Below are 22,244 nucleotides of genomic sequence, written 5' to 3' on the forward strand. Positions count from 1 at the left end.
GTGGGGTTTAGTCCGGGCCGCCCCGGGGTCCCGCCGGGGCCCGTCGGGGGGATTCCGGTGCCCGGGACCGGTCCGGGCCGGCCCGGACCGTTCCCGGCAACGGCGGCTGGTGGCCGGTGGCCGGTTACCCCGTGATGGAACGCGTCGGCCGGACGCACCAAGCGGCCGCGCTGCTGTTCCGGGCCGCTTCGTTCGGCCGCCGCCCGTACGCCGTCGCCCGTCCGCGCGACCGCGGACCCCGGCGGCGCTCCGGCCGGGTGACCGCGGACCCCGGCGGCCGTCCGGCCGGGTGAGCGCGCCGGATGCCCCGGCGGCTATTTGAGCAGCCGGGACATCCGCCGGTCCGCGAGCGGGCGCCCACCGGTCTGGCACGTCGGGCAGTACTGCAACGACGAGTCGCTGAACGACACCTCCCGGATGGTGTCGCCGCAGACCGGGCAGGGCTCGCCGGTCCGCCCGTGGACCCGCAGCCCGCTCTTCTTCTCCGCCTTCAGACCCGCCGCCGCAACGCCCCGCGCACGGTCGACGGCCTCGCCGAGGGTGCTGCGCAGTGCCTCGTACAGCCGCGTGACCTCCTCCTCGTCCAGCCGGCCGGTCTGTTTGAACGGGGACATCCGCGCGGCGTGGAGGATTTCGTCGCTGTAGGCGTTGCCGATACCGGCGATGAGGCTCTGGTCGCGGAGGGCGCCTTTGATCTGCCGGTGCTCCCCCGCGAGCACGGCGGCGAAGGCGTCCCGGCCGAAGGCGTCGGCGAGCGGGTCGGGGCCGAGCCGGGCGATCGCGGGCACGTCCGCGGGGTCCCTGACGAGATGCACCGCGAGGCGTTTGGTGGTGCCGGCCTCGGTGAGGTCGAATCCGGCGCCGGACGCGAGGGCGGTCCGCAGGGCGAGCGGGCCCTTTCCGGGGCGCGGGGGCACGGCGGGCAGTTCGTCGTACCAGCGCAGCCAGCCCGCGCGGGCGAGATGGCAGACGAGGTGGAGCCCGCCTGCGGTGATGTCGAGCCATTTGCCGTGCCGTCCGACGGCGGTGACCGAAGCACCCTCGACGGCGCTCAGGGGCGGGTCGTAGGTCTTGAGGACGCTGATGGCCAGGGGCAGCACCCGGGTGATGCGCAGGCCCGTCACCCTGGTGTCGAGGAACTCTCGCAGTGATTCCACTTCGGGCAGTTCGGGCATGGCTCCAGCCTGCCGCAGGCCGGGCTGACCCGCAGGTCCACCGGGTACCGGAGCGTTGTCGCGGAGGGCCGGGGCGAGGGCGCCGACGGGGCTCCGGAACGCCGGATCCGTACGCCCTTACCGGCCCGTACCCGCGCCGTACCCGCCCCGTACCGGCCCGCACACGCCCCGGACCGGGCCGCACCGGGCCCGCACCGGCCCCGGCGGCTCACTCCTCCGGGGCGAGGGCCGCCAGCTCCTCCAGTTCGTCGCTCATGGCCGCGGCCAGCAGGCCGACGTCCGGTACCGCCTCGCCGTCGGCCACCAGGCCGACGTGGATCCGCCCTCCGTAGACGGTCAGGGCCACTGCCAGGGACTGCCCCCGGGCGAGCGGCGCCATCGGGTAGAGGGACCGCAGGGGGCAGCCGGCGAAGGACAGCTCCGAACGCGGCAGCGGAACGCTGGTGACCAGGAGGTCGAAGAGCATCCGGGCCGCCCCGCCCGCCAGCGGTGCGCCGAACCGGTGGGCGATCGGCGGGAGCTGGTCGGCGAGTACGGCGAGCGCCCCGGCCCCGCGCAGCGGACCGGCTTCCTTGTTGCGGTCCATCGCGGTACGGACCAGGGCGAGCCTGGTACGGGGGTCGGGTTCGGCGACGGGCAGGTCGAGAAGGTAGGCGGAGAGGTCGTTGCCCGGTCCCGGGGCTCCTCCGGGGCGGCGGCGGGAGACGGGCACCAGGGCCCGCGGGCCGTCCGCGGGCAGTGGCTCGCCGCGCCCGGTGAGCCAGCGGCGCAGCCCTCCGGCGACGACCGCGAGCAGGACGTCGTTGGTGGTGCCGCCGGATGCCCCGCGGGCCCGGCGTACGTCGGCGGCGTCGAGGACGGCCGTACCGAGCCGGCGGGTGCCGCTGGCCCCGGCGGCCAGGGACGGCGGCAGTCCGCGCGGGTCGAGCCGGCTGGCCAGCACGACGGAGGCGCCGACCCCGACGGCCCGGCCCAGCCCGTCGATCCGGTCCCGGGCGAAGCCGACGAGCCGGCGCGGGTCGGCGGACCAGGAGCGGGCGGGACCGGCGGCGGCCCCGCGCAGCCGCGCCCGGGCCCGGGCGCGTACCCCTCGGGGGTCGGCGATCTCGTCGAAGACCGCCGAGCCGATGGCGACGGCCCGCATCCCGTCGGCCAGGGCGTGGTGAAGCTTGACCAGCACGGCGAACGGCCCGCCTTCGGGGCCGGTCAGGAGGTACATCTCCCACGGCGGGCGGCCGCGCTCCAGGGGCCGTTCCATCAGCTCCCCGGCGAGCGCGACGGCTTCCGCCGCCACGGGGGCCGCCCCGGGGAGCCGGATCCGGTGGACGTGCCGGGTGACGTCGAAGTCGGGGTCGGGGGCCCAGGCGGCGCCGCCGACGGGCAGCAGTACGTCCCGTACCCGGGTCCGCAGCCTCCGGACGGCGGCGGCCCGGGTGGCGAGCCGCGCGAGCAGCACATGGGCGGCGGGCGCGGGCCCGGCCGGACCCGGGGCGAAGAGGGCGAGCGCCCCGAGGTGTATCGGGTGCCCGGCGGATTCGAGATGCCAGAACGCCAGGTCGAGTGGGGCGAGTCGCTCGGTGCTCACGGTGTCCTCGTGCTCCGGGAGGGCCTGTGTCGGGTGCCGTGCCGCGACAGGGCGGCCGACGGCGGGGGTCCGCTCTCCGGGTGTCCCGAACGTCCCGGGTCCCGGCGGCGGATCGCGGCGCGGCCGGGCGGTACAGCGGTACGGAACTCCTCAGCCGTGCCGCTCGGTCCCGCCCCGGCCGGTCACCTTCGATCGGTTACGTTCACAAACAGTCGCTCTACGGAGCGTAACCCTAACCCCACGGCCGGTGCGCGGCCTCCGGCGACAAGCCCCGGCGGCCCCGAATCAGCCGACCGGGCGGGGCGTACGCCCCGCCCCCGGCGGACGCCGGAGCGGTCCGCCGCCGCACCCGCCCGCTCCCCCGTGCGCCCTGCCCCCGGCGTCCCCCCGCGGGCAGCTTCCTCACGGCCCGGCACCCGGCCCCGTCGGGCCCGGCCGGGGGCCGGTACGGCGCATCCGTCCGGGGCCGGGACGGTGTATGCGCCCGGGCCGGGACGGCGTATGCGGCCCGGTCTCCGGCGCGCTGCCCTGCCGGGAGCCGTGCCGTGGTGGGCCCGCGCGCCCTCTCAGCCCCGCCGGGTGGAGCGCTCCGGTACCGCGAACTCGCACCAGACGCACTTGCCGGTGCCACGCGGTTCCACACCCCAGGCGTCGGCGAGCCGGTCGACCAGCAGGAGTCCGCGGCCGGAGACTCCGGACTCGCCCGCCTCCCGGCGGCGGGGCAGCGCGCTGGAGCCGTCCTCCACCTCGACCCGGAGCCGCCGCTGGGCGCCGGTGAGCACCCGGACGGTCACCTCCGCTCCGCCGTCGGTGTGCATCAGGGCGTTGGTGGTCAGTTCGTCGGCGACCAGTTCGATCTCGTCGGCGCGCGCTCCGGCGCCCCAGGCGACGACGGCGGAGCGGACCATCCCGCGGGCCGAGCGCAGCGCCCCGGGGTCGTTCTGGGGGACGGCCTGGTGGAGCCGGCCGCCGGAGCGGGGGGTGAGGGCGCCGCGGCGGCGCAACAGCAGCAGGGCGACGTCGTCCTCGCCGCCGCGCTCGTCGACGACCTCGCAGAGACGGTCGGCGAGGTGCTGGATGTCCCGGGGGCCGCCGCGCACCAGCGAGGTCAGCAGCAGCATGCCGTCGTCGAGGTCGGAGCCGGGCTGCTCGACCAGTCCGTCGGTGTAGAGCAGCAGGGTCTGGCCGGGGTCGAGTTCGAGGGTGGTGACCGGGTACTCCAGCCGGCCGAACTCGGCGGAGAGTCCGAGCGGCAGCCCGCCGTCCACCGGGATCCGGCGGCAGCTGCCGTCGGTGTCCCGCACCAGCGGGTCGACATGGCCGGCCCGGACCACCTGGACCACTCCGGTGGACAGGTCGGCCTCCGCGTACAGGCAGGTGGCGAAGCGGTCGGTGTCCAGCTCGTGGAGGAAGCCGGAGGCGCGGGCCATCACGGTGGCCGGGGTGTGGCCCTCGGCCGCGTACGCCCTCAGGACGATCCGGAGCTGGCCCATGACGGCCGCGGCGTCCGTGTCGTGGCCCTGGACGTCGCCGATGACGGCGCCGACCCGGCCGCCGGGCAGGGTGATGACGTCGTACCAGTCGCCGCCGATGTCCCGTCCGATCCGGGCCGAGCGGTAGCGCACGGCGATCTGGGCGCCCGGCACGTCCGGGATCCGGCGCGGCAGCATCGCCTGCTGGAGCCCCTCGGCCAGATCGTGTTCCTGGTCGTAGAGCACGGCGCGCTGGACGCTCTGGGCGATGGTGCTGCCGAGGGCGACCAGGAGGTTGCGCTCATCGGCGGTGAAGCCGGTCCGGTCGGCGTAGAGCAGTCCGAAGGCGCCGATCGGGCGGCCCTGGGCGATCAGCGGCAGATAGGCGGCGGCCTCGACGCCGAGGGGTTCGATATGGGGCCAGAGGATCGGGTAGGACCCGGCGAAGTCGTCGCCGCCCTCGATAAAGCGGGGGGACAGGGTGCGGATGACCTCGCTCATCGGGTACTGCTCGTCGACCCGGGTGTAGCGGGTGCCGGGGACGAACGCCTCCTGCGGGCCCTCGGCGACCAGATGGATCCGGCCGCCCGGCTCCAGCAGGCCCATCACCAGGCTTCTGGCGCCGAAGATCTCCAGGCCGTGGGCGTCCTTGAGGATGTCGATGACGTCCTGGACGGTACGGGCGTGGGCGAGGGCCGCGGTGGTGGCCTCGACGACGCTGGTCTGCCGGCGGCGTTCGGCGTCGGCGGCGATCCGGGCGGTGGAGTCGGCGAGTTCGGCCGTGGCGTCCCGGACGATGCCGGTGATCCGCACCGGACGGCCCTCGGTGTCCCGGCGGACCCGGCCCTGGGAGTGGGTCCAGCGCAGGGTGCCGTCCTGCCGGCGGATACGGAAGTAGACGCCGTAGTGGTCGCGGCCGCTCTTGAGGGCCTGGGCGACCCGGGCGTCCAGCCGCACGGCCTCGTCGGGGGGCATCCGGTCCATCAGACTGGCCCGCCGGCCGTCGTACTCCTCCGGCGGCAGGTCGAGCACGCGGTGCGCGTACTCGTCCAGATGCATCAGTCCGCTGGCCAGGTCCCAGTCGAAGCTGCCCGTACGGGTGAGGGCCAGACACGTCTCCGGGGCGGCAGGCCAGTCGTCGGGAAGCGCCGGGGCCCCCGCTGCCCGATCAACCATGCAGCCACTCTGCCATCATTTGTCGGATTATTCGACTGGTTAGGGCGGCCGGGCAGGTCAGCCCGGGGATCCGGCCGGTGCGCCGCTCCCGCCGAATCCGGCGTACCCGGCGTACCCGGCGTACCCGGTCGCCGGTTCCTCCGCGTCGAGCAGCGGCTCCTCGTCGATCAGGGGCTCGCCGGGATCCGCCTCGGTACCGTCGAGCGGGTCCAGCTCGGCGTCCGGCAGCCCGGTGTCGGCATCCGCGTCCGTGCCGTCCGTCCCCGCCGCGTCCGGGTCACCGGTGTCCCCGCCGCCCGTGTCCGGAGTACCGGAGGAGGCCGTGGCGGAGCCGTCGGGGGCCTCGGCGTCGGCGTCGGTACGCGATCCCTGGTCCGCCGGATAGGCGTAGACGTCGTCGGGGTTGACCGGCGGCAGTACCTCGGGGCGCCGGTCGTCCTCACCGTCCGTCCCGGTGCCCCGGTCGATCCACGTGTCCTCGGCGACATCGACGATCACCAGGCTCTCCAGCGGCCGGGTGGTGCCCTTGACCACCACCACCCGGTCCGTCCGGTAGCCGTTCCAGGCCGCGCCCTTCTGGATGACCCCGCCCTTGACCGCGACCGGGTCCGACAGCGGGGTGCCCGAAGCGCAGCGCACTCTCGGCCGGCCCCGGTCGTCCACCAGGACCGCCGTGCCCGCCTGGAGCACCGTCTGCCGGGCGGGGGCCCAGCCGCCCGCCCGGTAGCCGTGACCGGTGACCCGGGTGTCGGCCCGCAGGACGACGGGGGTGAGACCGCGCAGGAAAGACGGCAGCGCCTTGCGGGAGATGTCCGCGTCCCCGGCGAAGGCGCTCGCCTTGGCACCGTCCGCCCGCAGCAGGGTGATCTGCTTCTCCACATCGCAGCTGCCCACGGAGCGGGTGCCGCCGTAGAGGCCCGGCGTCGCGCCCGACATGGTCCGCAGCGTATGACCGCGCTCCGGCGTTCCGCCGCCCCCGCTGCCGGGGACGACCGGTTCCGGCACCGGGGTGGCCAGGGCCCGGGCGGAGGTGGCGGTGTACGGGTCGGGGCCCTGCTCCGTCGCGGGCTGGAGGTAGACCTCCTCGTCCCGCTCCGGTACCGGCGCGGAGCCGCCGCAGCCGGAGGCGAGGGCACTCAGGCAGACCGCGGCGGGCAGGGCGGCAACGGCGGGCCAGCGGCGGCGGCCGCCCCGGCGCCGGCGATCGGAACGCTTGGACATCTTCCGCTTCCGCCTCTCCGCCCCGCCCGTTCCCCGGGGGCCGGTCTGTGGGCAGACGCCGGGGACGGAGGTCCTCGGGCCTGTGCACCCTTTCTTCCGGATCACCGGCCGCCCCGCGACTTGAACGCGTTCAACAGGGCACCTAGGCTCGGCCGGGAGGGGGACGGGACCGATCCGGCCCCGGGAGCGGGGCGGTTGGTGCCGATGCTGGTCAGACGGTGGTCCGGGGGCGGCGTACGGCCCCCGGCGGACGGCGGGCCGGACCCGTCCGCCCGCCTGGTGCCCGTTCGGAGCAGCGTGACGTACCGCGAGACCGGGGCGACCCGGCACGGCCCGCTGCCGGACGGCTACCACCACCTCCGGTACGCCACCGGGATCGGCCGGGGCCGCACGGTGTACGAGGCGGCGGGCGCGGCCGTACTGGACTGGCGGATGCACCGGGCGTCCGGCGCCCGGCTGCGCACCACGGCGCCCCGCGCCGAACCCGGCGCGCAGGTCGAGGTCTCCCTGGGCGCGGGACCGCTGCGGGTCTCGGGGCGGTGCGCGGTGGTCTGGGCGGAGACCGGCCCGGAACGGACCGGTTTCGGCTACGGAACGCTGCCGGGGCATCCGGAGCGCGGCGAGGAGTGCTTTCTCGTCGAACTGCGGGGCGACGGGTCGGTGTGGTTCACCGTCCGGGCCTTCAGCCGCCCGGCCCGCTGGTACACCCGCCTCGCCGGCCCCCTGGTGCCACCGGTCCAGCGGGCGTACGTCCGCGGGCTGGGCCGGGCGCTGCGGCGGCTCGCCGGGGAGTCCTGAGGGTGCCGGTCCGCGGGGCCGGGTCCGATACTGGACGTGATGGAGTGGTTCGGTGACAACGGCTACTGGCTGAGCCGGCTCGTCTTCCAGCGGGCCCTGGCCGCCGTCTATCTGGTCGCCTTTCTGACCGCCGCGCTCCAGTTCCGGGCACTGATCGGCGAGAAGGGCATGCTGCCGGTGCCCGCGTATCTGCGGCGGGTGCCGTTCCGCCGGGCGCCCGGCCTCTTCCATCTCCACTACTCCGACCGGCTGTTCGCCTGCTGCGCCTGGACGGGGGCGGCACTCTCGGCGGCGCTGGTCGCGGGCGCGGCGGACACCGTCCCGCTGCCGGCGGCGATGGCCTGCTGGGCGCTGCTGTGGGTGCTCTACCTCTCCGTCGTCAACGTAGGGCAGGTCTGGTACGCCTTCGGCTGGGAGTCACTGCTGCTGGAGACGGGTTTCCTCGCCGTCTTCCTCGGCAACGAGCGGACCGCGCCCCCGGTGCTGGTGCTGTTCCTGCTGCGCTGGGTGCTGTTCCGGGTCGAGTTCGGCGCCGGGCTGATCAAACTCCGCGGCGACCGCTGCTGGCGGGATCTGACCTGCCTGTACTACCACCACGAGACCCAGCCGATGCCGGGTCCGCTGAGCCGGTTCTTCCATCTGCTGCCACGCCCGCTGCACCGGGTGGAGACCGCGGCGAACCATGTCGTGCAGCTCGTGGTGCCGTTCGGTCTGTTCGCTCCGCAGCCGGTGGCGACCGTGGCGGCGGGGCTGATCGTCGCCACCCAGCTGTGGCTGGTGCTCTCCGGGAACTTCGCCTGGCTCAACTGGCTGACCATCGCCCTGGCGCTGTCCGCCGTCGACTTCCCGCTCTTCACCCCGGCGGCGGGCGGTCCGGCGGAGACGCCGCTGTGGTTCGCGGCCCTGGTGATCGCGGTCACCGCCCTGGTCCTGGTCCGCAGTTACCATCCGGTCCGCAATCTGCTCTCCCGCCGCCAGCGCATGAACACCAGCTGGGACCCGCTGCACCTGGTGAACTCCTACGGCGCGTTCGGGACGGTGGGCCGGGTACGCCGGGAGGTGGTCGTCGAGGGGACCGACGCGCCCTTCCCCGGGCCGGACGCGGTATGGCGGGAGTACGAGTTCCGGGGCAAGCCCACCGATCCGTACCGGATGCCGCGCCAGTTCGCCCCGTACCATCTGCGGCTCGACTGGCTGATGTGGTTCGCCGCGCTCTCCCCCGCCTATGCCCGGCCCTGGTTCGGCCCGCTGGTGGAGCGGCTGCTGACGGCCGACCGGGACACGCTGAAGCTGCTGCGGACCGATCCCTTCCACGGCGTCCCGCCGACGTACGTCCGGGCCCGGATCATGCGCTACCGGTTCACCGGCCGGAGCGAGCGGCGGGAGACCGGGGCGTGGTGGCACCGGGACCAGGCACGGGAGTTCTGGCCGCCGACCCGGCTGGACGGCTGAGGGTACGGCCGTGCCCCCGCCGCGGGGCGGGGGGCACGGGCGCGGTCCACGGTCGCTCCGGCCGGTGGATACCGGCCGGTCGTTGCCGGGGCGGTCGTTGCCGGGGCGGTCGTTGCCCGGCCGGCCGATACCGGGTCAGTCGATACCGGGCAGGATGTGCGGCTCGGCGAGGTCGTCCTCGTAACCGGCCAGCCGGATCGGGGCCGACCGGGCCCACACGTCCAGACTGCCGAGTTCGTCCTTGCGGGCGCCTCGCTCCCGGATCCGTTCCGGGGGGCGGGTCTCGTGCTGCTTCACTTCAGGTGTCACCGCGAACTCCTCTGTGTCGCGTAACGGGGACAGGGCGATTCGGTCGCGGTGGCGCCGGCTTTCGGGCGGGACCGCAGCCTGGTTGCAGACGTGTCCCAGGACGGCCAAGAGACTGTTCGTGGATCCTCTTGGTGGCGTCCGTGCCCCTCAGAGTAACCACATGAGCGCACTTGTGCTCGATGGGGCTGGAAAATGTGTTGTATTCCGGCCGTCACGGACCGGAACGGCCGGAGGCCCGCGGCGACGGACGGCGACCGGAAGGGACGGGGAACGTCCGGCTTCAGCGGCGGAAGGGGCGCCGAGCGTCTCCCGGGACGGGAGTGGCGAAGGGGGCGCGGGCCGTGTTCCGTGACCGCTGTCGGCCGGGCCGCGGCGACCCGCCCGGGAATCGGCGCATTCCGGGCGCCGCTTCGGGGCGGGCCAGGGGCGGCGGGCCGGCGGTGGCGGGGCGTCCGGGGCGCGGTCACGGCGGGGGCGAGGGGGCTGGGACGGTTCCGGGGACGCACGACGGGGCCCGGAGCGCGCCCGCAAACAGACGCAGGCCCGGAGCACGCCCGGAAACGCAGGACGGGCCCGGGGCAGTGCCCCGGGCCCGTCCTGGAGTGCGTCCTACCACTTGCCGGGCGCGTAGTCCTTGAGGAAGCAGCCGTACAGATCCTCACCAGCCTCGCCGCGCACGATCGGGTCGTAGACCCGGGCGGCGCCGTCGACCAAGTCCAGGGGGGCGTGGAAGCCCTCTTCGGCGAGCCGCATCTTGTCGGGGTGCGGGCGCTCGTCGGTGATCCAGCCGGTGTCGACGGCCGTCATCAGGATCCGGTCGCTCTGGAACATCTCCTCCGCGCTGGTGCGGGTGAGCATGTTGAGCGCGGCCTTCGCCATGTTGGTGTGCGGATGCCCGGCGCCCTTGTAGCCCCGGTTGAACACGCCTTCCATCGCGGAGACGTTGACGACGTACGTCCGCCGGGCCGACGACGCGGCCATCGCCGCGCGCAACTTGCTGATCAGGATGAACGGGGCGGTGGAGTTGCAGAGCTGCACCTCCAGCAGTTCCACCGGACCGACCTCGGAGACGCTCTGGATCCAGCTGTTGGTGGGGTCGAGGTCGGGGACGAGACCGCCCGCGTCGATCGCGGTACCGGCTTCGATCCGGGCCGGGGTCGCGGATCCGGACACCAGGGCGAGCCCGGTGACATCGTCGGCGGAGAGGCCCTCGCCCGCGGCCCGGGGCAGGGCGGCGACCGTGTCCACGGCCCCGCTGCCGAAGGCGCCGATGATCTCGGCGGCGGGCAGGGCGCCCGCGGGGAGCGGGGCGGACTCCGCGGCCACCAGTTCCCGGTAGGCGGCGGGCGAGCGGCGGACGGTCTGCGCCGCGTTGTTGATCAGCACGTCCAGCGGGCCCTCGGCGGCCACCGATTCGGCGAGCGCCACGACCTGCGCCGGGTCCCGGAGGTCAATGCCGACGATCTTCAGCCGGTGGATCCATTCGTCGCTGTCGGGCATGGCCTTGAAGCGGCGGACGGCGTCGTTGGGGAACCGGGTGGTGATGGTGGTGTGGGCGCCGTCGCGGAGCAGCCGCAGCGCGATGTACATGCCGATCTTGGCGCGGCCGCCGGTGAGCAGGGCGCGCCTGCCGGTCAGATCGGTGCGGGCGTCGCGGCGGGCCCGGTTCTCGATGGCGCAGTCCGGGCAGAGCTGGTGGTAGAACGCGTCGACCTCGACGTAACGCGCCTTGCAGACGTAGCAGGACCGGGGCCGCTTGAGTATCCCGGCGAGCTCACCGCGGGTGGAGGAGGACGGCAGCAGGCCCTCGGTCTCGTCGTCGATGCGGTCGGCGGACCCGGTGGCGGTGGCCTCGGTGACGGCCTTGTCGTGGGCGGTCTTGGCGGCCCGGCGCTCCTGGCGCCTGCGCTGCTTGACCGTGCGGTAGATGCCCGCGGTCGCCCGGCGGACGGTGATGGCGTCGGGGTGGTCGACGTCCAGCTCGTCCAGCTCGTCGAGCACGCTCAGGCAGATGGCCAGCCGCTCCGGGTCGATCCCGGGTCCGTCGACCGCGGGGCCGTCCTCGACCACGGGGCTGTCCTCTGTCACCGTCATGAGCTGTGCCATTCCTCGATCGCCGGGCGCTCGGGCGGTGGCTCGCTGATCACGCCCGGGGGTTCCAAAAGCGCAACTGTACTGAGCGGAGGAGAAGCCGCCAAATGAGCGCCGTCCGGCCCCGGGTCCCCCGGGGCCGGGAGGCTCCCCTGCTCCGGGACCAGCTCCGCCGCCGTCCCCCGCCGCCGGGGCGGGCCGGGGAGGCTCCGCCGCCGCGTACCGGGGCGGGACTCAGCGGCACCCCCTGGTCGACCGGGGCCGCCGGGGCGCCCGGTGCGTACCGGGGCCGCCGCGTACCGGGGCCCGGCGCGGGCAGTCCCGCGGCGCCGGGGGGCGGCTCCCCCGGCGTGTACCGGGACCGAGGTTCCCGGAGCGGGCGCGGCAGGACGGGCCGGGGCAGGCCCCGGGATCACCCCGTTCGCCGACCGGGGCAGCCGGTGCGCGCGCACGGGGACTCGGCGCGGGCGGTCCGGCGGCGCCGGGGCGGCCCGGAACGGGGGCGCGGCCGGTCAGGGGCGCCGCGCGGGGCGTCCGGCCGCCGGGGGCGTATCGAAAACGCAGTCCCCGCAGAGCCCGCCGCCCGCCCGCCAGTAGAGGCAGCAGCTCCGGCGGCGCATCCGGGGGCCCTCCACGGTGCCCGCGAGGGCCGGGTGGGCGAAAAGCCCCCCGGCGAGGGCACGGGCCCGTCCGGCGGCCTCGGGGCGGCCCGCCCGTGCGGCCCAGGTGTCGATCTCCCGGACGGCACCGGCCAGGGCGGATCCCGCGTTGCCCCGCAGCAGCCCCGGGGAGATCGGGGTGTCGCGCCGCAGCGCGGCGGCGAGCGGCCCGAGATGGCCGTCCTGCACGGTCGCGAGGATCGTTTCGACGGAGGCCGGCAGGGTGTCCCGGCCGGTCAGCAGCAGATCGTCCGGGGAGGAGTGGTCGGGGCTCCAGCGCAGGTCCGCGGGGCGCAGGGCGGGCAGGGTGCCGTGCAGGGCGGCGCTGCCGAGGGCGATCGACCACAGCCGGGCGGCGAGGCCGAGATGGGCGATGGACGCGGCGACCCGGCGCTCCTCGATTCCGAGCCGGGCGGCGACCCGGTCGACGCGCCGGGCGAGCGGTCCGCCGTCGCCCCCGTACACGGCGGCCAGGGTGGTCACCACGGCGCCGTGGGCCGGGCCGCCGTCCGTTGGGGTGCCGGGCGCCGGGTCCCCGTTTCCCGCGGTGCCACGAGCCCGGCCGCCGTCCGTCGCCGCGCCGGGCGCCGCAACGGCACTCCCCGGGTCACCGTGCCCCGTACCGCGTCGCGCCGTACCGGCTGCCGCCGGGCCGTCGCCGGAGCCGTCCGCCGCTCCCGTACGCAGCGCGAAGAACCCCCCGATGGCTGCCACCTCGGCCATCGGCCCCGCTCCCCCGCTCATCCCGCTCCGCCCTCCGTGTCCGGTCGTGCGCCCACCGTACGTGCCCCGCTGCCGGGCCTGACCCGGCGACGGGCGTCCGGGCCGCCGTCGGCCCGCACCGTGCTCCCTTCGTTCTCCACCCAACTACCGCCGCGCTGACCTGCATAAACGACATTCGTCAGACTTTGGGCCTACGCTCGTACTCCGTCGGTAGTACGAGGAAATGCCTGCTCCAGGACGACGACGGGGCGTCGGATCAGAGGGATCGTGATCTCTATGAGTCCCCTTCTGCTCGCCGTGCTGCTGTCCCTGGTCTCCGCGGTCGCCTACGCGGCCGGGGCGATCGTTCAGGAGCGCGTCGCGGCGACCACGCCCTCCCGTACGTATGCGCCGCTCCGGCAAGCCGTCTGGTGGTGTGCGGTCGCGCTCAACGGGATCGGCGCCCTGCTGCACGTCATAGCCCTGGCGTACGGGCCGCTGAGCGTGGTGCAGCCGCTCGGCGCGCTGACGATCGTGTTCGCCCTGCCGATGGCGGCCGTCTTCGTCCGCCGCCGGGCCGGGGCCGCAGCCTGGCGCGGTGCGCTGGTGGCGACGGTGGGACTGGCGGGGCTGCTGGCACTCAGCGGGGACGCCGGGAACACCGCGTCCTCGTCCCTCGGCACCGGGCAGCGCGGGGTGCTGGCCGCGGTGACGTTCGGGACGGTCGCCATGGTGTTCCTGGTGGCGCAGACGATCAACCGTCCGGTGCTGCGGAGTGTGCTGCTGGCCACCGCGGCGGGTGTGGCGTTCGGTATCGCGTCGGTGTTCACGAAGACCGTCGCGATGGACTGGGAGTGGTCGGCGCCGCTCGCCCAGTGGTCCAGCCTGATCGCGGTGGCGGTGCTCGCCACCGGCGGGCTGCTGCTGTCGCAGGCGTCCTACCGGGGCGCGGGGCTCGCCGCGCCGCTGGCCACGGTGACCGTGGTCAATCCGGTGGTGGCGACGGCGGTGGGGCTGACGATGTTCGGCGAGAGCTTCCGCGGCGGTGTCTTCGGTACGGTCCTGGCGCTCGGCTTCGGCGCACTCGCCGCCACCGGTCTCGCCCTGCTGACCTCGGAGCGGCTCGCCGCGTCCCGGCGCTCCGCCGGGGCCGGGGCGGCCCCGTCCGCGGCGGGCGGCGCCGTCGCGCCGGAGGACCGCGGGACGAGCGGTGGAGCGGACGGCCCGGTCCACGGGGACCCGTCGGCGGAAGGACTGCCCGGCGGGGGCGCACCCGGGGCGTACGGTCCGGGCCCGGCGGGCGGCCGGACCACGGAGACCGGGCGGCACAGGTTTCGCACCGCCTGCCACCGGACCCGCCGCCCGGCGCGCGGCGCCGCCGGTACCGATCACCGGCGGGCGCGCCGCGCGGTCACGGCGGGGCCGGCCGCCGGGGCGGAGCAGCGGGCCGCCGCCCCGGCACTCCGCTCAGAGCGAGACGCCGCCGGACCTGAGGTAGGCCACGGGGTCGATATCGGTGCCGTACCCCGGCCCGGTGCGGACCTCGAAGTGCAGGTGCGGCCCTGAGCTGTTGCCGGTGGAGCCGGAGCGGCCGATCCGCTGGCCGCTCGCGACCTGCTGGCCGGAGCGCACGGTGAGCGCCGAGAGATGGGCGTACTGGCTGTAGCGGCCGTCGTTGTGCCGGACGACGACCTGGTAGCCGTAGGCCCCCGCCCAGCCCGCCGAGATGACCAGGCCGTTGGCGACCGACTTCACGGAGGTCCCGGTGGCGACGGGGAAGTCGATACCGGTGTGGTAGCCGCTGGACCAGGCCGAACCGGACTTCCGGTAGGCCGTGCCGACGGAGCCGTCGACGGGGGCGCTCAGCCCGGCCCGGGAGGGCGCCGCCTGCTTCCGGGTCTGCTGCTGGGAGCGCTGCTGCGCCTGGTCCGGCTTGGCGGCCTTGGCGGCGGGCCGCTCGGCGCGGGTGTCCTTCTTCCGCGGCTCGGCGGCGGGCTTCGCCGGGGCCTGCTGACGGCTCTGGGGCGGGGTGGCCTGCTTGGCGGGGGCCTTGCGCGGGGCCTCGGTCCGCTCCTTCGCGGGCGCCTGCTTGGCGGGGGCGGCCATCCGGATCACCAGCCGCTGGCCGGGCATGATCAGGTCCGGGTCGGAACCGACGGTGGCACGGTTCTGCTCGTACAGCTGCGGCCAGCCGCCCCGGACGTTCTTGGCGTCGGCGATTCTGGACAGCGAGTCGCCGCGGGCGACCGTATAGCCGTCGCGCTGGGTGGGGACGGTCGTCGGGGTGGCCTTCGGCTGCTGCTTGGGAGCGGTCCGCTGCGGGGCCGCGGCCTGCCGCGCGGACTCGGCGGCGGTCCGTCCGCCCTGGGCGGTGGTGCCCTTGCGGTCCCCGCCGCGCTCGGGCGACACCTCGGGCGAGTCGCCGCCGCGGGTCAGCCCGGCCTTCTGGGAGCAGGTCGGCCAGGCGCCGGGACCCTGGGCGTCCAGCACCCGCTCGGCGACGGCGATCTGCTGGTCCTTGCTGGCGAGGTCGGCACGGGGCGCGTACTCGCGGCCGCCGAACGCCTCCCAGGTGGACTGGCTGAACTGGAGTCCGCCGTAGTAGCCGTTGCCGGTGTTGATCCGCCAGTTGTTGGTCGACTCGCAGGCGGCGACCTTCTCCCAGACATCGACGGACGCGGCCTGTCCGGTCCCGGCGGCGATCAGCGGCAGGGCCATTCCGGCACCGCTCGCGGTCACCGTCAACGACGCGCGGTTGATTCGGCTCGGCTGTTGGCGGCGGTGGCGACCGGTTGCGGCCATGGAGTGTCTCCCCCTGGTTGCAGGCAGAACTGAACGACGATCACGAACGGTAGATCACGGAACGGTCACGTACCAAGCGGCAACCTAGGCGCTGGGCTCCGGCCGTGACAAGGGCTCAGGTACCGCGCACGACGGCAGAGGGGGCGGACGCGGCCTCCGGAAGGGGACGGACCGCACCGCGCCATCGGGGCGAATCTCCGGGCCCGGCGGGAAATTTTCGGCCTCAACCCGGAATTGATGACAAGTGAGCGGCCGGGCCCGCGACAGCACGGCCGGCCGACCGGAACCGACCGGAAATCACCGATGAGAGCGTCATGGGTGATCTTCGGCACACACCACTGGAGCCAGGAGTTCTCTTATGAGCGGTACCGCCCGGATCGGCGTCACGGGGCTCGCGGTGATGGGCCGTAACCTCGCCCGCAACTTCGCCCGCAACGGCTTCACGGTCGCCGTGCACAATCGCACCGCGGCGAAGACCCGCGCGCTGGTCGAGGAGTTCGGCCACGAGGGCACGTTCGTGGCGGCGGAGTCCGCCGAGGAGTTCGTCGCGGCCCTCGAGCGGCCCCGACGCCTGGTGATCATGGTGAAGGCGGGGGAACCGACGGACGCGGTGATCAGCGAGTTCGCGCCGCTGCTGGAGGAGGGCGACGTCATCATCGACGGCGGCAACGCGCACTTCGCCGACACCCGCCGCCGGGAGCGGGAGCTGCGGGAGCGCGGTATCCACTTCGTGGGCACGGGCATCTCCGGCGGCGAGGAGGGCGCCCTGCACGGGCCCAGCATCATGCCGGGCGGCTCGGCCGAGTCGTACGCCTCCCTCGGCCCCCTGCTGGAACGCATCGCGGCGAAGGCGCCCGACGGCACGCCGACCGTCGCCCATATCGGCCCCGACGGCGCGGGACACTTCGTCAAGATGGTCCACAACGGCATCGAGTACGCGGACATGCAGCTCATCGCCGAGGCGTACGACCTGCTCCGGTCGGTCGCCGGCTACTCCCCCGCCCGGATCGCCGAAACCTTCCGGGAGTGGAACCGCGGCCGGCTGGGCTCGTATCTCATCGAGATCACCGCCGAGGTGCTCGCCCACACGGACGCGGCAACCGGCCGGCCGTTCGTGGACATCGTCGCCGACCGGGCCGAGCAGAAGGGCACCGGCCGCTGGACCGTCCAGACGGCGCTGGACCTCGGGGTACCGGTCTCCGGTATCGCCGAGGCGGTCTTCGCCCGCTCCGTCTCGGGCCATGCGGCGCTGCGCGAGGCGTCCCGGGACCTGCCCGGACCCGTTCCCGGCCCGCTCCCGGCGGCGGAGGCGGCCCGGTTCGCCGCCCGGGTGGAGCAGGCCCTGTACGCGTCGAAGATCGTCTCGTACACCCAGGGCTTCCACCAGATCACGGCGGGCAGCGAGGAGTACGGCTGGGACGTCGACCTCGGCTCGGTCGCCGCGATCTGGCGGGCCGGGTGCATCATCCGGGCGGACTTCCTGGACCGGATCCGGGAGGCGTACGACGCCCGGCCCGACCTGCCGAGCCTGCTGTCGGACAAGCGGTTCGCCGAGGAGACCGGCGCGGCGCAGGACGACTGGCGGGAGGTCGTCGCGACGGCCGTCCGGGAGGGCGTGCCGACGCCGGGCTTCGCGGCGTCCCTGGCGTACTACGACGCCCTGCGCGCCGAGCGCCTCCCGGCGGCGCTCACCCAGGGCCAGCGGGACTTCTTCGGCGCGCACACCTACCACCGCACGGACCGCCCCGGCGCGTTCCACACGCTGTGGGGCGGCGACCGTTCGGAGGTGTCGGCGGGCTGACCCCGCGACGGCTCAGGCCGGCCCGGGCCGGGGCACCGGCTCGGGCTCCGGTCCCGGTCCGGGACCGGGCCCCGGCGGTGTCACGGGGTCCGGCGGTACGGGCGGCGGCTGCGGAGTGGGCACCGGCCCGGGCAACGGCCCCGGATCGGGCCCCGGCCCGGGTCCGGGCTGCGGAAGGGGCGACGGGGGTACGGGGGGCTGGGTCATTCCTGCCTCCGAAGTCCGGGGACGCTGCGCTTCCACTCTCCCGCCGCGGGCGCGGGGGCGCCTGCCGGGCGGGGCTACGGTGCCTTGCCTGCCGGGCGCTGCGGGCGCGGGGCCTTTGCCTGCCAGGGGGCGGGGACTCCGCGACCTTCGCTTCCCGGGCGGGGCGGCCCCTGACCGTCGCGCGAGCGGGGTCCCACCCCCGTACCCCTCCAGATCCCTACCCGGCCCCCGGCCTCTCAGTCACCACCCCTCACCGGATGGTCACCGCCCGGCGCAGGCCGCCACCGCGGCTCGAAGCCCCGGCCCGGGGCTGGAGAGCACCGGCACGCCGGTCGTGACCCGTAGCGCCGCGGGGGCCATCGACGCCTGGGCGAGGACGATCACCCCGGCAGCCTCCCGCCCCCGGAAATCCGCGACGGAGTCCGCCGCGCGGGCGACTGCGTCGAGATACCCCTCGATATCCCCGGCGAGGAACAGCTCCCAGGCTCCCGGCACCACCACGCTCCGGATACTCGACGCCCGCCCGGCGGCCTCTTCCCTGATCAGCGCCTCCGTGGGCGCCAGGGTGCTCGCCAGCGCCGCGAGGACGACCACCCGCTCCCGGGCGGCCGCCTCGGCTGCCATCGGCCGGTCCACCCGCAGGACGGGCACCCCGTAACGGGCGCCGCTCGCCTCGGCGGCGGCCCCGATGGTGGAACAGGTACAGAGCACGGCCCGCGCCCCCGCCGCGACGGCCCGCCCCACGGCCGCGGCGACATCACCGGCGACCGCCGCGACCCCGTCGGCCACGGCGCGCTCCAGCAGCCCCTCGTCCACGAAGTGGCGCAGCTCGACACCGGGATGGTCACGGTCGCGGAGCGCGTCGAAGACCGGCGGGTGAACGGGCGAGGTGTGCAACAGGGCGAGCATCCCGGCAGCCTAAGCGGCCGGGACCCCGCCCCGGGGCTCGGTCAGGCGACGACGGCCCCCGGACTCCGCTCGGTCCGGCTCCCGGGCACCGGCGCCCCGGCATCGGCGCCCAGCTCCACGATGCGATTGTCCGCACCGACATGCACCACCCGGGGCACAAGCGCCCGCGCCTCCGCGTCGTCGACCTGCGCGTAACTGATGAGGATGACCGTGTCCCCGGGGTGCACCAGATGGGCGGCGGCCCCGTTGATCCCGATCACACCGGAGCCGCGCTCGCCTTCGATGACGTACGTCTCCAGCCGCGCCCCGTTGGTGACGTCGACGATGTGCACCAACTCCCCGGCCAGCAGATCGGCCGCCGCCATGAGGTCGGCGTCGATGGTGACGGACCCGACGTAATGCAGGTCGGCATGGGTCACCGTGGCACGGTGGATCTTGGACTTGAACATGGTGCGCAGCATGGAGAAACTCCCGAATCTAGGCTCCCTGCCTGCGTTTTTGCAGGTCAAGTGCTCTTTGCACACTTTACCGCGCGACGACCACAGGGACACCTGTCCCCGGCCTTCCGTGATTCGCCCTGAGCCCGGCCGGCAAGGGGAGACCGTCCGGCAGCCATTCACTGAGCGGTTCGCGCAACCGCTGGTCGAACATGGAACCGATCCGGAGCCGCCCCTTCTTGAGGCCGGATCTGACACCATGACCGTGATGGAGAAACCTGATGGTCAAGAGACGGCAAAGCCCATCCGAAACCGCAGGTGAAAAAGAGTGCTTCCCGCGCGAGCGGGGGTGGACCGGAGATGACGGCCGAGGTGATCCGGGCGTACGTGTGCTTCCCGCGCGAGCGGGGGTGGACCGATGGTCGTCCGCTTGCCGTGTGGGTTGGCGAAGTGCTTCCCGCGCGAGCGGGGGTGGACCGTCCTTGACCGCTCGTACCAGGTCTCGCCGCTTGTGCTTCCCGCGCGAGCGGGGGTGGACCGCCTGCGCCGCACTCGCCGCCGACGGGGCGTCAGTGCTTCCCGCGCGAGCGGGGGTGGACCGGTGATCCGAAGGTGTCCGCCCTGCACTGGAATGTGCTTCCCGCGCGAGCGGGGGTGGACCGCCGGGTCCCCGGTGAACGTGCCGGAGATGCGCGTGCTTCCCGCGCGAGCGGGGGTGGACCGCAGCGGGACGCCGAGGAGGCCAGCCGGACCGCGTGCTTCCCGCGCGAGCGGGGGTGGACCGACGCGGTCGGCCAGACCGACGGCGGTGCCGGAGTGCTTCCCGCGCGAGCGGGGGTGGACCGTCCGTGAACGTGGACAGCGGGGATGTCGGTGGGTGCTTCCCGCGCGAGCGGGGGTGGACCGCGGATGCCCTGCTGTCCCGCAGCGTCGTCATCGTGCTTCCCGCGCGAGCGGGGGTGGACCGCGAGGCCGGGCAGCCCCGGAACCGCCGTCATAGTGCTTCCCGCGCGAGCGGGGGTGGACCGCTGGTGCGGTACGGCCTGGTGCAGGAGCACGGGTGCTTCCCGCGCGAGCGGGGGTGGACCGGTGGCCAAGGGCGTCTGTGGGACGCCGTCGAGGTGCTTCCCGCGCGAGCGGGGGTGGACCGGTCCGCGGCCATGAGTACGAACTGGAGCGAGAGTGCTTCCCGCGCGAGCGGGGGTGGACCGGCAGGCCGCACGGCCGCCGCCGCCGAATACGGGTGCTTCCCGCGCGAGCGGGGGTGGACCGTACAGCTTCACGCCCGACCACCACCAGGAGGCGTGCTTCCCGCGCGAGCGGGGGTGGACCGTGTCCGTTCTGGTAGGCGGCGGCCGTGTCGGCGTGCTTCCCGCGCGAGCGGGGGTGGACCGGTGTTCAGAGCGTCCTCACCGGACAGCCCCAGGTGCTTCCCGCGCGAGCGGGGGTGACCTGCCTGGCCCGGGGCTGCAACACCGAGTCCCCCGCGTCCCGCGCGGACCACGCTCTCGTCAGCCGAGCCTGTTCCGCGCGGACCGCGGGCCCGAGGCCGAGCGGCGGCCTCGGGCGCGGCGGGCGGGGGGAGTAGCGGGAGACGCCTCCCGCTGAGCGGCCGCGCGGAGGGCCATGGTCTCGAAAACGGACAGCGGCATGCCCGACGCCGCGACGATCCGTTCGGCGCGGCGGCGGCACTCCCGCGTCGCGCAGTGGACCGGGCCGGCGGTGACGTCCGGGTGTGAGGGGTAGGTCATGGACTCCGGCGGGAGGTAGTGGGATTCGCATGCGAGGCACTGGTACCACGTGCGCACAGGAGTGCTCCTTACTGTGGGGGCTGGTAGCCGGTGCCGGACCCCGAGCAGCGATTGCATGCTCCGGTCCATCGGTGCACCACTGCTCTCTGCTGACCGTTCTCGTCCAGTTCTATGGTGTGCCGTTCGTGCTCGGTCAGCCCGCTCCCACGACAGCCTGTGCACGGCTGGTCACTCATGGAGCCAGGATGGCCCATCCGACGGCGCGATCGAAAGACCTCGGCTTTCGGCGCGGGGCACACCAGCCGTTGGCGTTCCGGCATCGCTACTGGTCTTCTGGATTCTGGTCGCTCTCCGGCGCCCTGAAGTCCATCAGCGTCAGCCCGTCGAAGTCCACGGGCAGCCGTCTCCGGTCCCCGGCGGTGCGGAGTTCGAAACCCTGTTCGTTGGGCGCGGGGTGGATCAGGGTGGCCGCTCCCGTACCGATGGAAGCGCGGATGACGGCCCAGAGTTCATCGCGTACGCGAGCGGAGAGAGTGCCCACGTACAACCCCGGCGTGGGTTCGATCATCCAGCGGGTGAGGGCGCCGCGGACATGGTCGGGTACGGCGGTGGCCGACAGGACGGTCATGGACGGCACGGTGTGCTCCTGATTCTTCCGCTGTGCTGCATCGCCGAAAGGGGGCGGCTTACTCGTCGTGGCCCGCGTAGTTGGTACCGCCGGGCACCGAGCCCGCCTCGGGGTCCCAGAGGTTGACCAACACCACCTCCTGCCCTTCCTCCAGTGCTTCCGTTTCCTCCGGTGCGAGGAGTTTCTGTACGTCGTTCACGATGCGCGGCAGCAGCCTGAAGAGGTGGAGGTCGCGGCGGAACTCCCGTCTGGCATCGCGTTCGGGGTTGGCGGAATCGTGCAGGGAGAAGGCGAGAGGGACGGTCAGATCGGCCTTGTAGAGGTCCGCGATGTCGTAGACGAAAGCGTGTTGCTTGCCCTGGTGGACGAAGCCCAGGGCGGGTGAGCACCCGAGGGCCGTCAGCGCGGAGTGGACGATTCCGTAGAGGCAGGTGTTGGCGGAGGAGAGGGCCAGGTTGGCGGGGTCCTGGCTGTCCCAGGCTGCCGGGTCGTACGAGCGGCGGAAGCGTCCGATCCCGTGTTGCCGGGCGAGGAGTTTGTAGAGGGCTTTCATCCGCTGGCCCTCCAGGCCGCGGAGTTGGTTCAGTCCGGTCCCCGGGGGCACCTTGGCCGAGAAGCGCATGAGGTACATCTGCCGGGCGACTTCGAGGCGGCGGTCGGGGTCGGCCCATTGGTGGACCTGGCGCTCCAGCCAGCGGGTGGTCAGGGAGTCCGGGGTGGTGGCGGAGTAGCAGCGCACCCCGCCGGAGCCCGTGCAGACGACCGTGGTGCCGTGGCGGGCGAAGGTGGCGAGGGCGGGCTGGGTGATGGATGTGCCCGGTCCGAGGAGGAGGCAGGACACCAGGGAGGTCGGGAGGTAGACCCGGGAGATCTCGCCGTCGGCGGAGGTCGTCTCGGCGCAGACGCCGGTGTCGTCCTGGACGATGCGCACGACATCGGCGTAGAGGAAGGAGAGGGAGTCGCCGATGCGGGGAAGCATGGCGAGTGTCGGTGCCGCGATCCTGCGCCTGGCGTTGGACGGGGGCATTCCGGGGCCGGTCGGGCCCGAGCCGTTGCCGGATGGCATGCC

Annotated in this window: 16 protein-coding genes and 1 CRISPR repeat array; of the genes, 4 read left to right on the forward strand and 12 right to left on the reverse strand. The window is 74.3% G+C overall.

What is annotated here, in order from left to right; genetic code table 11:
- Positions 1-314: 314 nt before the first annotated feature.
- The 4 genes from ACWDR0_RS22335 to ACWDR0_RS22350 all read right to left on the reverse strand — a co-directional run bounded on the left by ACWDR0_RS22335 (position 315) and on the right by ACWDR0_RS22350 (position 6,629).
- Positions 315-1,175, reverse strand: coding sequence for an Fpg/Nei family DNA glycosylase (locus ACWDR0_RS22335; RefSeq protein ID WP_456353488.1), 861 nt, complete (start codon positions 1,173-1,175; stop codon positions 315-317).
- Positions 1,176-1,383: 208 nt separating this feature from the next.
- Positions 1,384-2,760, reverse strand: coding sequence for a wax ester/triacylglycerol synthase family O-acyltransferase (locus tag ACWDR0_RS22340; protein WP_456353489.1), 1,377 nt, complete (start codon positions 2,758-2,760; stop codon positions 1,384-1,386).
- 566 nt (positions 2,761-3,326) lie between these two features.
- Positions 3,327-5,408, reverse strand: coding sequence for a SpoIIE family protein phosphatase (locus ACWDR0_RS22345; protein ID WP_456353490.1), 2,082 nt, complete (start codon positions 5,406-5,408; stop codon positions 3,327-3,329).
- A gap of 57 nt (positions 5,409-5,465) precedes the next feature.
- Positions 5,466-6,629, reverse strand: a complete 1,164-nt coding sequence (locus ACWDR0_RS22350; RefSeq protein ID WP_456353491.1) for a DUF6777 domain-containing protein — start codon at positions 6,627-6,629, stop codon at positions 5,466-5,468.
- Positions 6,630-6,926: 297 nt separating this feature from the next.
- On the opposite strand from ACWDR0_RS22350, the gene ACWDR0_RS22355 reads away from it, so the two are divergent.
- Together ACWDR0_RS22355 and ACWDR0_RS22360 are read left to right on the forward strand one after the other, a co-directional pair.
- Complete coding sequence (locus tag ACWDR0_RS22355; RefSeq protein ID WP_456353492.1) at positions 6,927-7,427, forward strand: DUF1990 family protein; 501 nt, start codon at positions 6,927-6,929, stop codon at positions 7,425-7,427.
- A 39-nt stretch (positions 7,428-7,466) separates the two neighbouring features.
- The gene (locus ACWDR0_RS22360) at positions 7,467-8,879 is read left to right on the forward strand and encodes a lipase maturation factor family protein (RefSeq protein WP_456353493.1); all 1,413 of its coding nucleotides are present in this window, start codon (positions 7,467-7,469) and stop codon (positions 8,877-8,879) included.
- Positions 8,880-9,014: 135 nt separating this feature from the next.
- On the opposite strand, the gene ACWDR0_RS22365 is transcribed toward ACWDR0_RS22360, so the two are convergent.
- The 3 genes from ACWDR0_RS22365 to ACWDR0_RS22375 form a co-directional block, all read right to left on the reverse strand.
- Positions 9,015-9,188 carry a hypothetical protein gene (locus ACWDR0_RS22365; protein WP_456353494.1) on the reverse strand — a complete coding sequence of 58 codons (174 nt, stop codon included), beginning with the start codon at positions 9,186-9,188 and terminating at the stop codon, positions 9,015-9,017.
- A gap of 609 nt (positions 9,189-9,797) precedes the next feature.
- A complete protein-coding gene (locus ACWDR0_RS22370) occupies positions 9,798-11,282 on the reverse strand; it encodes an SDR family NAD(P)-dependent oxidoreductase (RefSeq protein WP_456353495.1) in 1,485 nt (494 codons plus the stop codon).
- Between the two features lie 509 nt (positions 11,283-11,791).
- The gene (locus ACWDR0_RS22375; RefSeq protein WP_456353496.1) at positions 11,792-12,661 is read right to left on the reverse strand and encodes a (2Fe-2S)-binding protein; all 870 of its coding nucleotides are present in this window, start codon (positions 12,659-12,661) and stop codon (positions 11,792-11,794) included.
- Positions 12,662-12,937: 276 nt separating this feature from the next.
- Between ACWDR0_RS22375 and ACWDR0_RS22380 the strand changes: the two genes are divergently transcribed.
- Positions 12,938-14,206: a DMT family transporter gene (locus ACWDR0_RS22380; RefSeq protein WP_456353497.1), complete on the forward strand. Its 1,269-nt coding sequence runs from the start codon at positions 12,938-12,940 to the stop codon at positions 14,204-14,206.
- On the opposite strand, the gene ACWDR0_RS22385 is transcribed toward ACWDR0_RS22380, so the two are convergent.
- Positions 14,108-15,442 (reverse strand): transglycosylase family protein, encoded by a 1,335-nt coding sequence (locus ACWDR0_RS22385; RefSeq protein WP_456353498.1) that lies wholly within the window; start codon positions 15,440-15,442, stop codon positions 14,108-14,110. The genes ACWDR0_RS22380 and ACWDR0_RS22385 overlap by 99 nt on opposite strands.
- A 358-nt stretch (positions 15,443-15,800) precedes the next feature.
- Here ACWDR0_RS22385 and gndA point away from each other — a divergent pair, with 358 nt between their 5' ends.
- A complete protein-coding gene (gndA, locus tag ACWDR0_RS22390; protein ID WP_456353499.1) occupies positions 15,801-17,243 on the forward strand; it encodes an NADP-dependent phosphogluconate dehydrogenase in 1,443 nt (480 codons plus the stop codon).
- Between the two features lie 468 nt (positions 17,244-17,711).
- Here gndA and ACWDR0_RS22395 read toward each other — a convergent pair whose 3' ends face one another.
- From ACWDR0_RS22395 to cas1e, 4 genes are all read right to left on the reverse strand, one after another.
- Complete coding sequence (locus ACWDR0_RS22395) at positions 17,712-18,359, reverse strand: aspartate/glutamate racemase family protein (RefSeq protein WP_456353500.1); 648 nt, start codon at positions 18,357-18,359, stop codon at positions 17,712-17,714.
- Between the two features lie 41 nt (positions 18,360-18,400).
- Positions 18,401-18,820, reverse strand: a complete 420-nt coding sequence (gene panD, locus ACWDR0_RS22400; protein WP_456353501.1) for an aspartate 1-decarboxylase — start codon at positions 18,818-18,820, stop codon at positions 18,401-18,403.
- A gap of 304 nt (positions 18,821-19,124) precedes the next feature.
- A CRISPR array of direct repeats spans positions 19,125-20,251; the repeat unit is 29 nt; unit sequence GTGCTTCCCGCGCGAGCGGGGGTGGACCG.
- Between the two features lie 618 nt (positions 20,252-20,869).
- Positions 20,870-21,184: a type I-E CRISPR-associated endoribonuclease Cas2e gene (gene cas2e, locus ACWDR0_RS22405; RefSeq protein WP_456353502.1), complete on the reverse strand. Its 315-nt coding sequence runs from the start codon at positions 21,182-21,184 to the stop codon at positions 20,870-20,872.
- Between the two features lie 49 nt (positions 21,185-21,233).
- Complete coding sequence (gene cas1e, locus ACWDR0_RS22410) at positions 21,234-22,241, reverse strand: type I-E CRISPR-associated endonuclease Cas1e (RefSeq protein ID WP_456353503.1); 1,008 nt, start codon at positions 22,239-22,241, stop codon at positions 21,234-21,236.
- Between the last annotated feature and the right edge of the window lie 3 nt (positions 22,242-22,244).

Source organism: Streptomyces sp. NPDC003691 (assembly GCF_053981115.1).

Coding starts and splice junctions, on each gene's coding strand:
- ACWDR0_RS22395 (WP_456353500.1), bottom strand. CDS start 18,359: ATGCTCGCCCTGTTGCACACCTCGCCCGTTCACCCGCCGGTCTTCGAC.
- ACWDR0_RS22370 (WP_456353495.1), bottom strand. CDS start 11,282: ATGACGGTGACAGAGGACAGCCCCGTGGTCGAGGACGGCCCCGCGGTC.
- cas1e (WP_456353503.1), bottom strand. CDS start 22,241: ATGCCATCCGGCAACGGCTCGGGCCCGACCGGCCCCGGAATGCCCCCG.
- ACWDR0_RS22360 (WP_456353493.1), top strand. CDS start 7,467: ATGGAGTGGTTCGGTGACAACGGCTACTGGCTGAGCCGGCTCGTCTTC.
- ACWDR0_RS22375 (WP_456353496.1), bottom strand. CDS start 12,661: ATGGCCGAGGTGGCAGCCATCGGGGGGTTCTTCGCGCTGCGTACGGGA.
- gndA (WP_456353499.1), top strand. CDS start 15,801: ATGAGCGGTACCGCCCGGATCGGCGTCACGGGGCTCGCGGTGATGGGC.
- ACWDR0_RS22380 (WP_456353497.1), top strand. CDS start 12,938: ATGAGTCCCCTTCTGCTCGCCGTGCTGCTGTCCCTGGTCTCCGCGGTC.
- panD (WP_456353501.1), bottom strand. CDS start 18,820: ATGCTGCGCACCATGTTCAAGTCCAAGATCCACCGTGCCACGGTGACC.
- ACWDR0_RS22385 (WP_456353498.1), bottom strand. CDS start 15,442: ATGGCCGCAACCGGTCGCCACCGCCGCCAACAGCCGAGCCGAATCAAC.
- ACWDR0_RS22345 (WP_456353490.1), bottom strand. CDS start 5,408: ATGGTTGATCGGGCAGCGGGGGCCCCGGCGCTTCCCGACGACTGGCCT.
- ACWDR0_RS22350 (WP_456353491.1), bottom strand. CDS start 6,629: ATGTCCAAGCGTTCCGATCGCCGGCGCCGGGGCGGCCGCCGCCGCTGG.
- ACWDR0_RS22335 (WP_456353488.1), bottom strand. CDS start 1,175: ATGCCCGAACTGCCCGAAGTGGAATCACTGCGAGAGTTCCTCGACACC.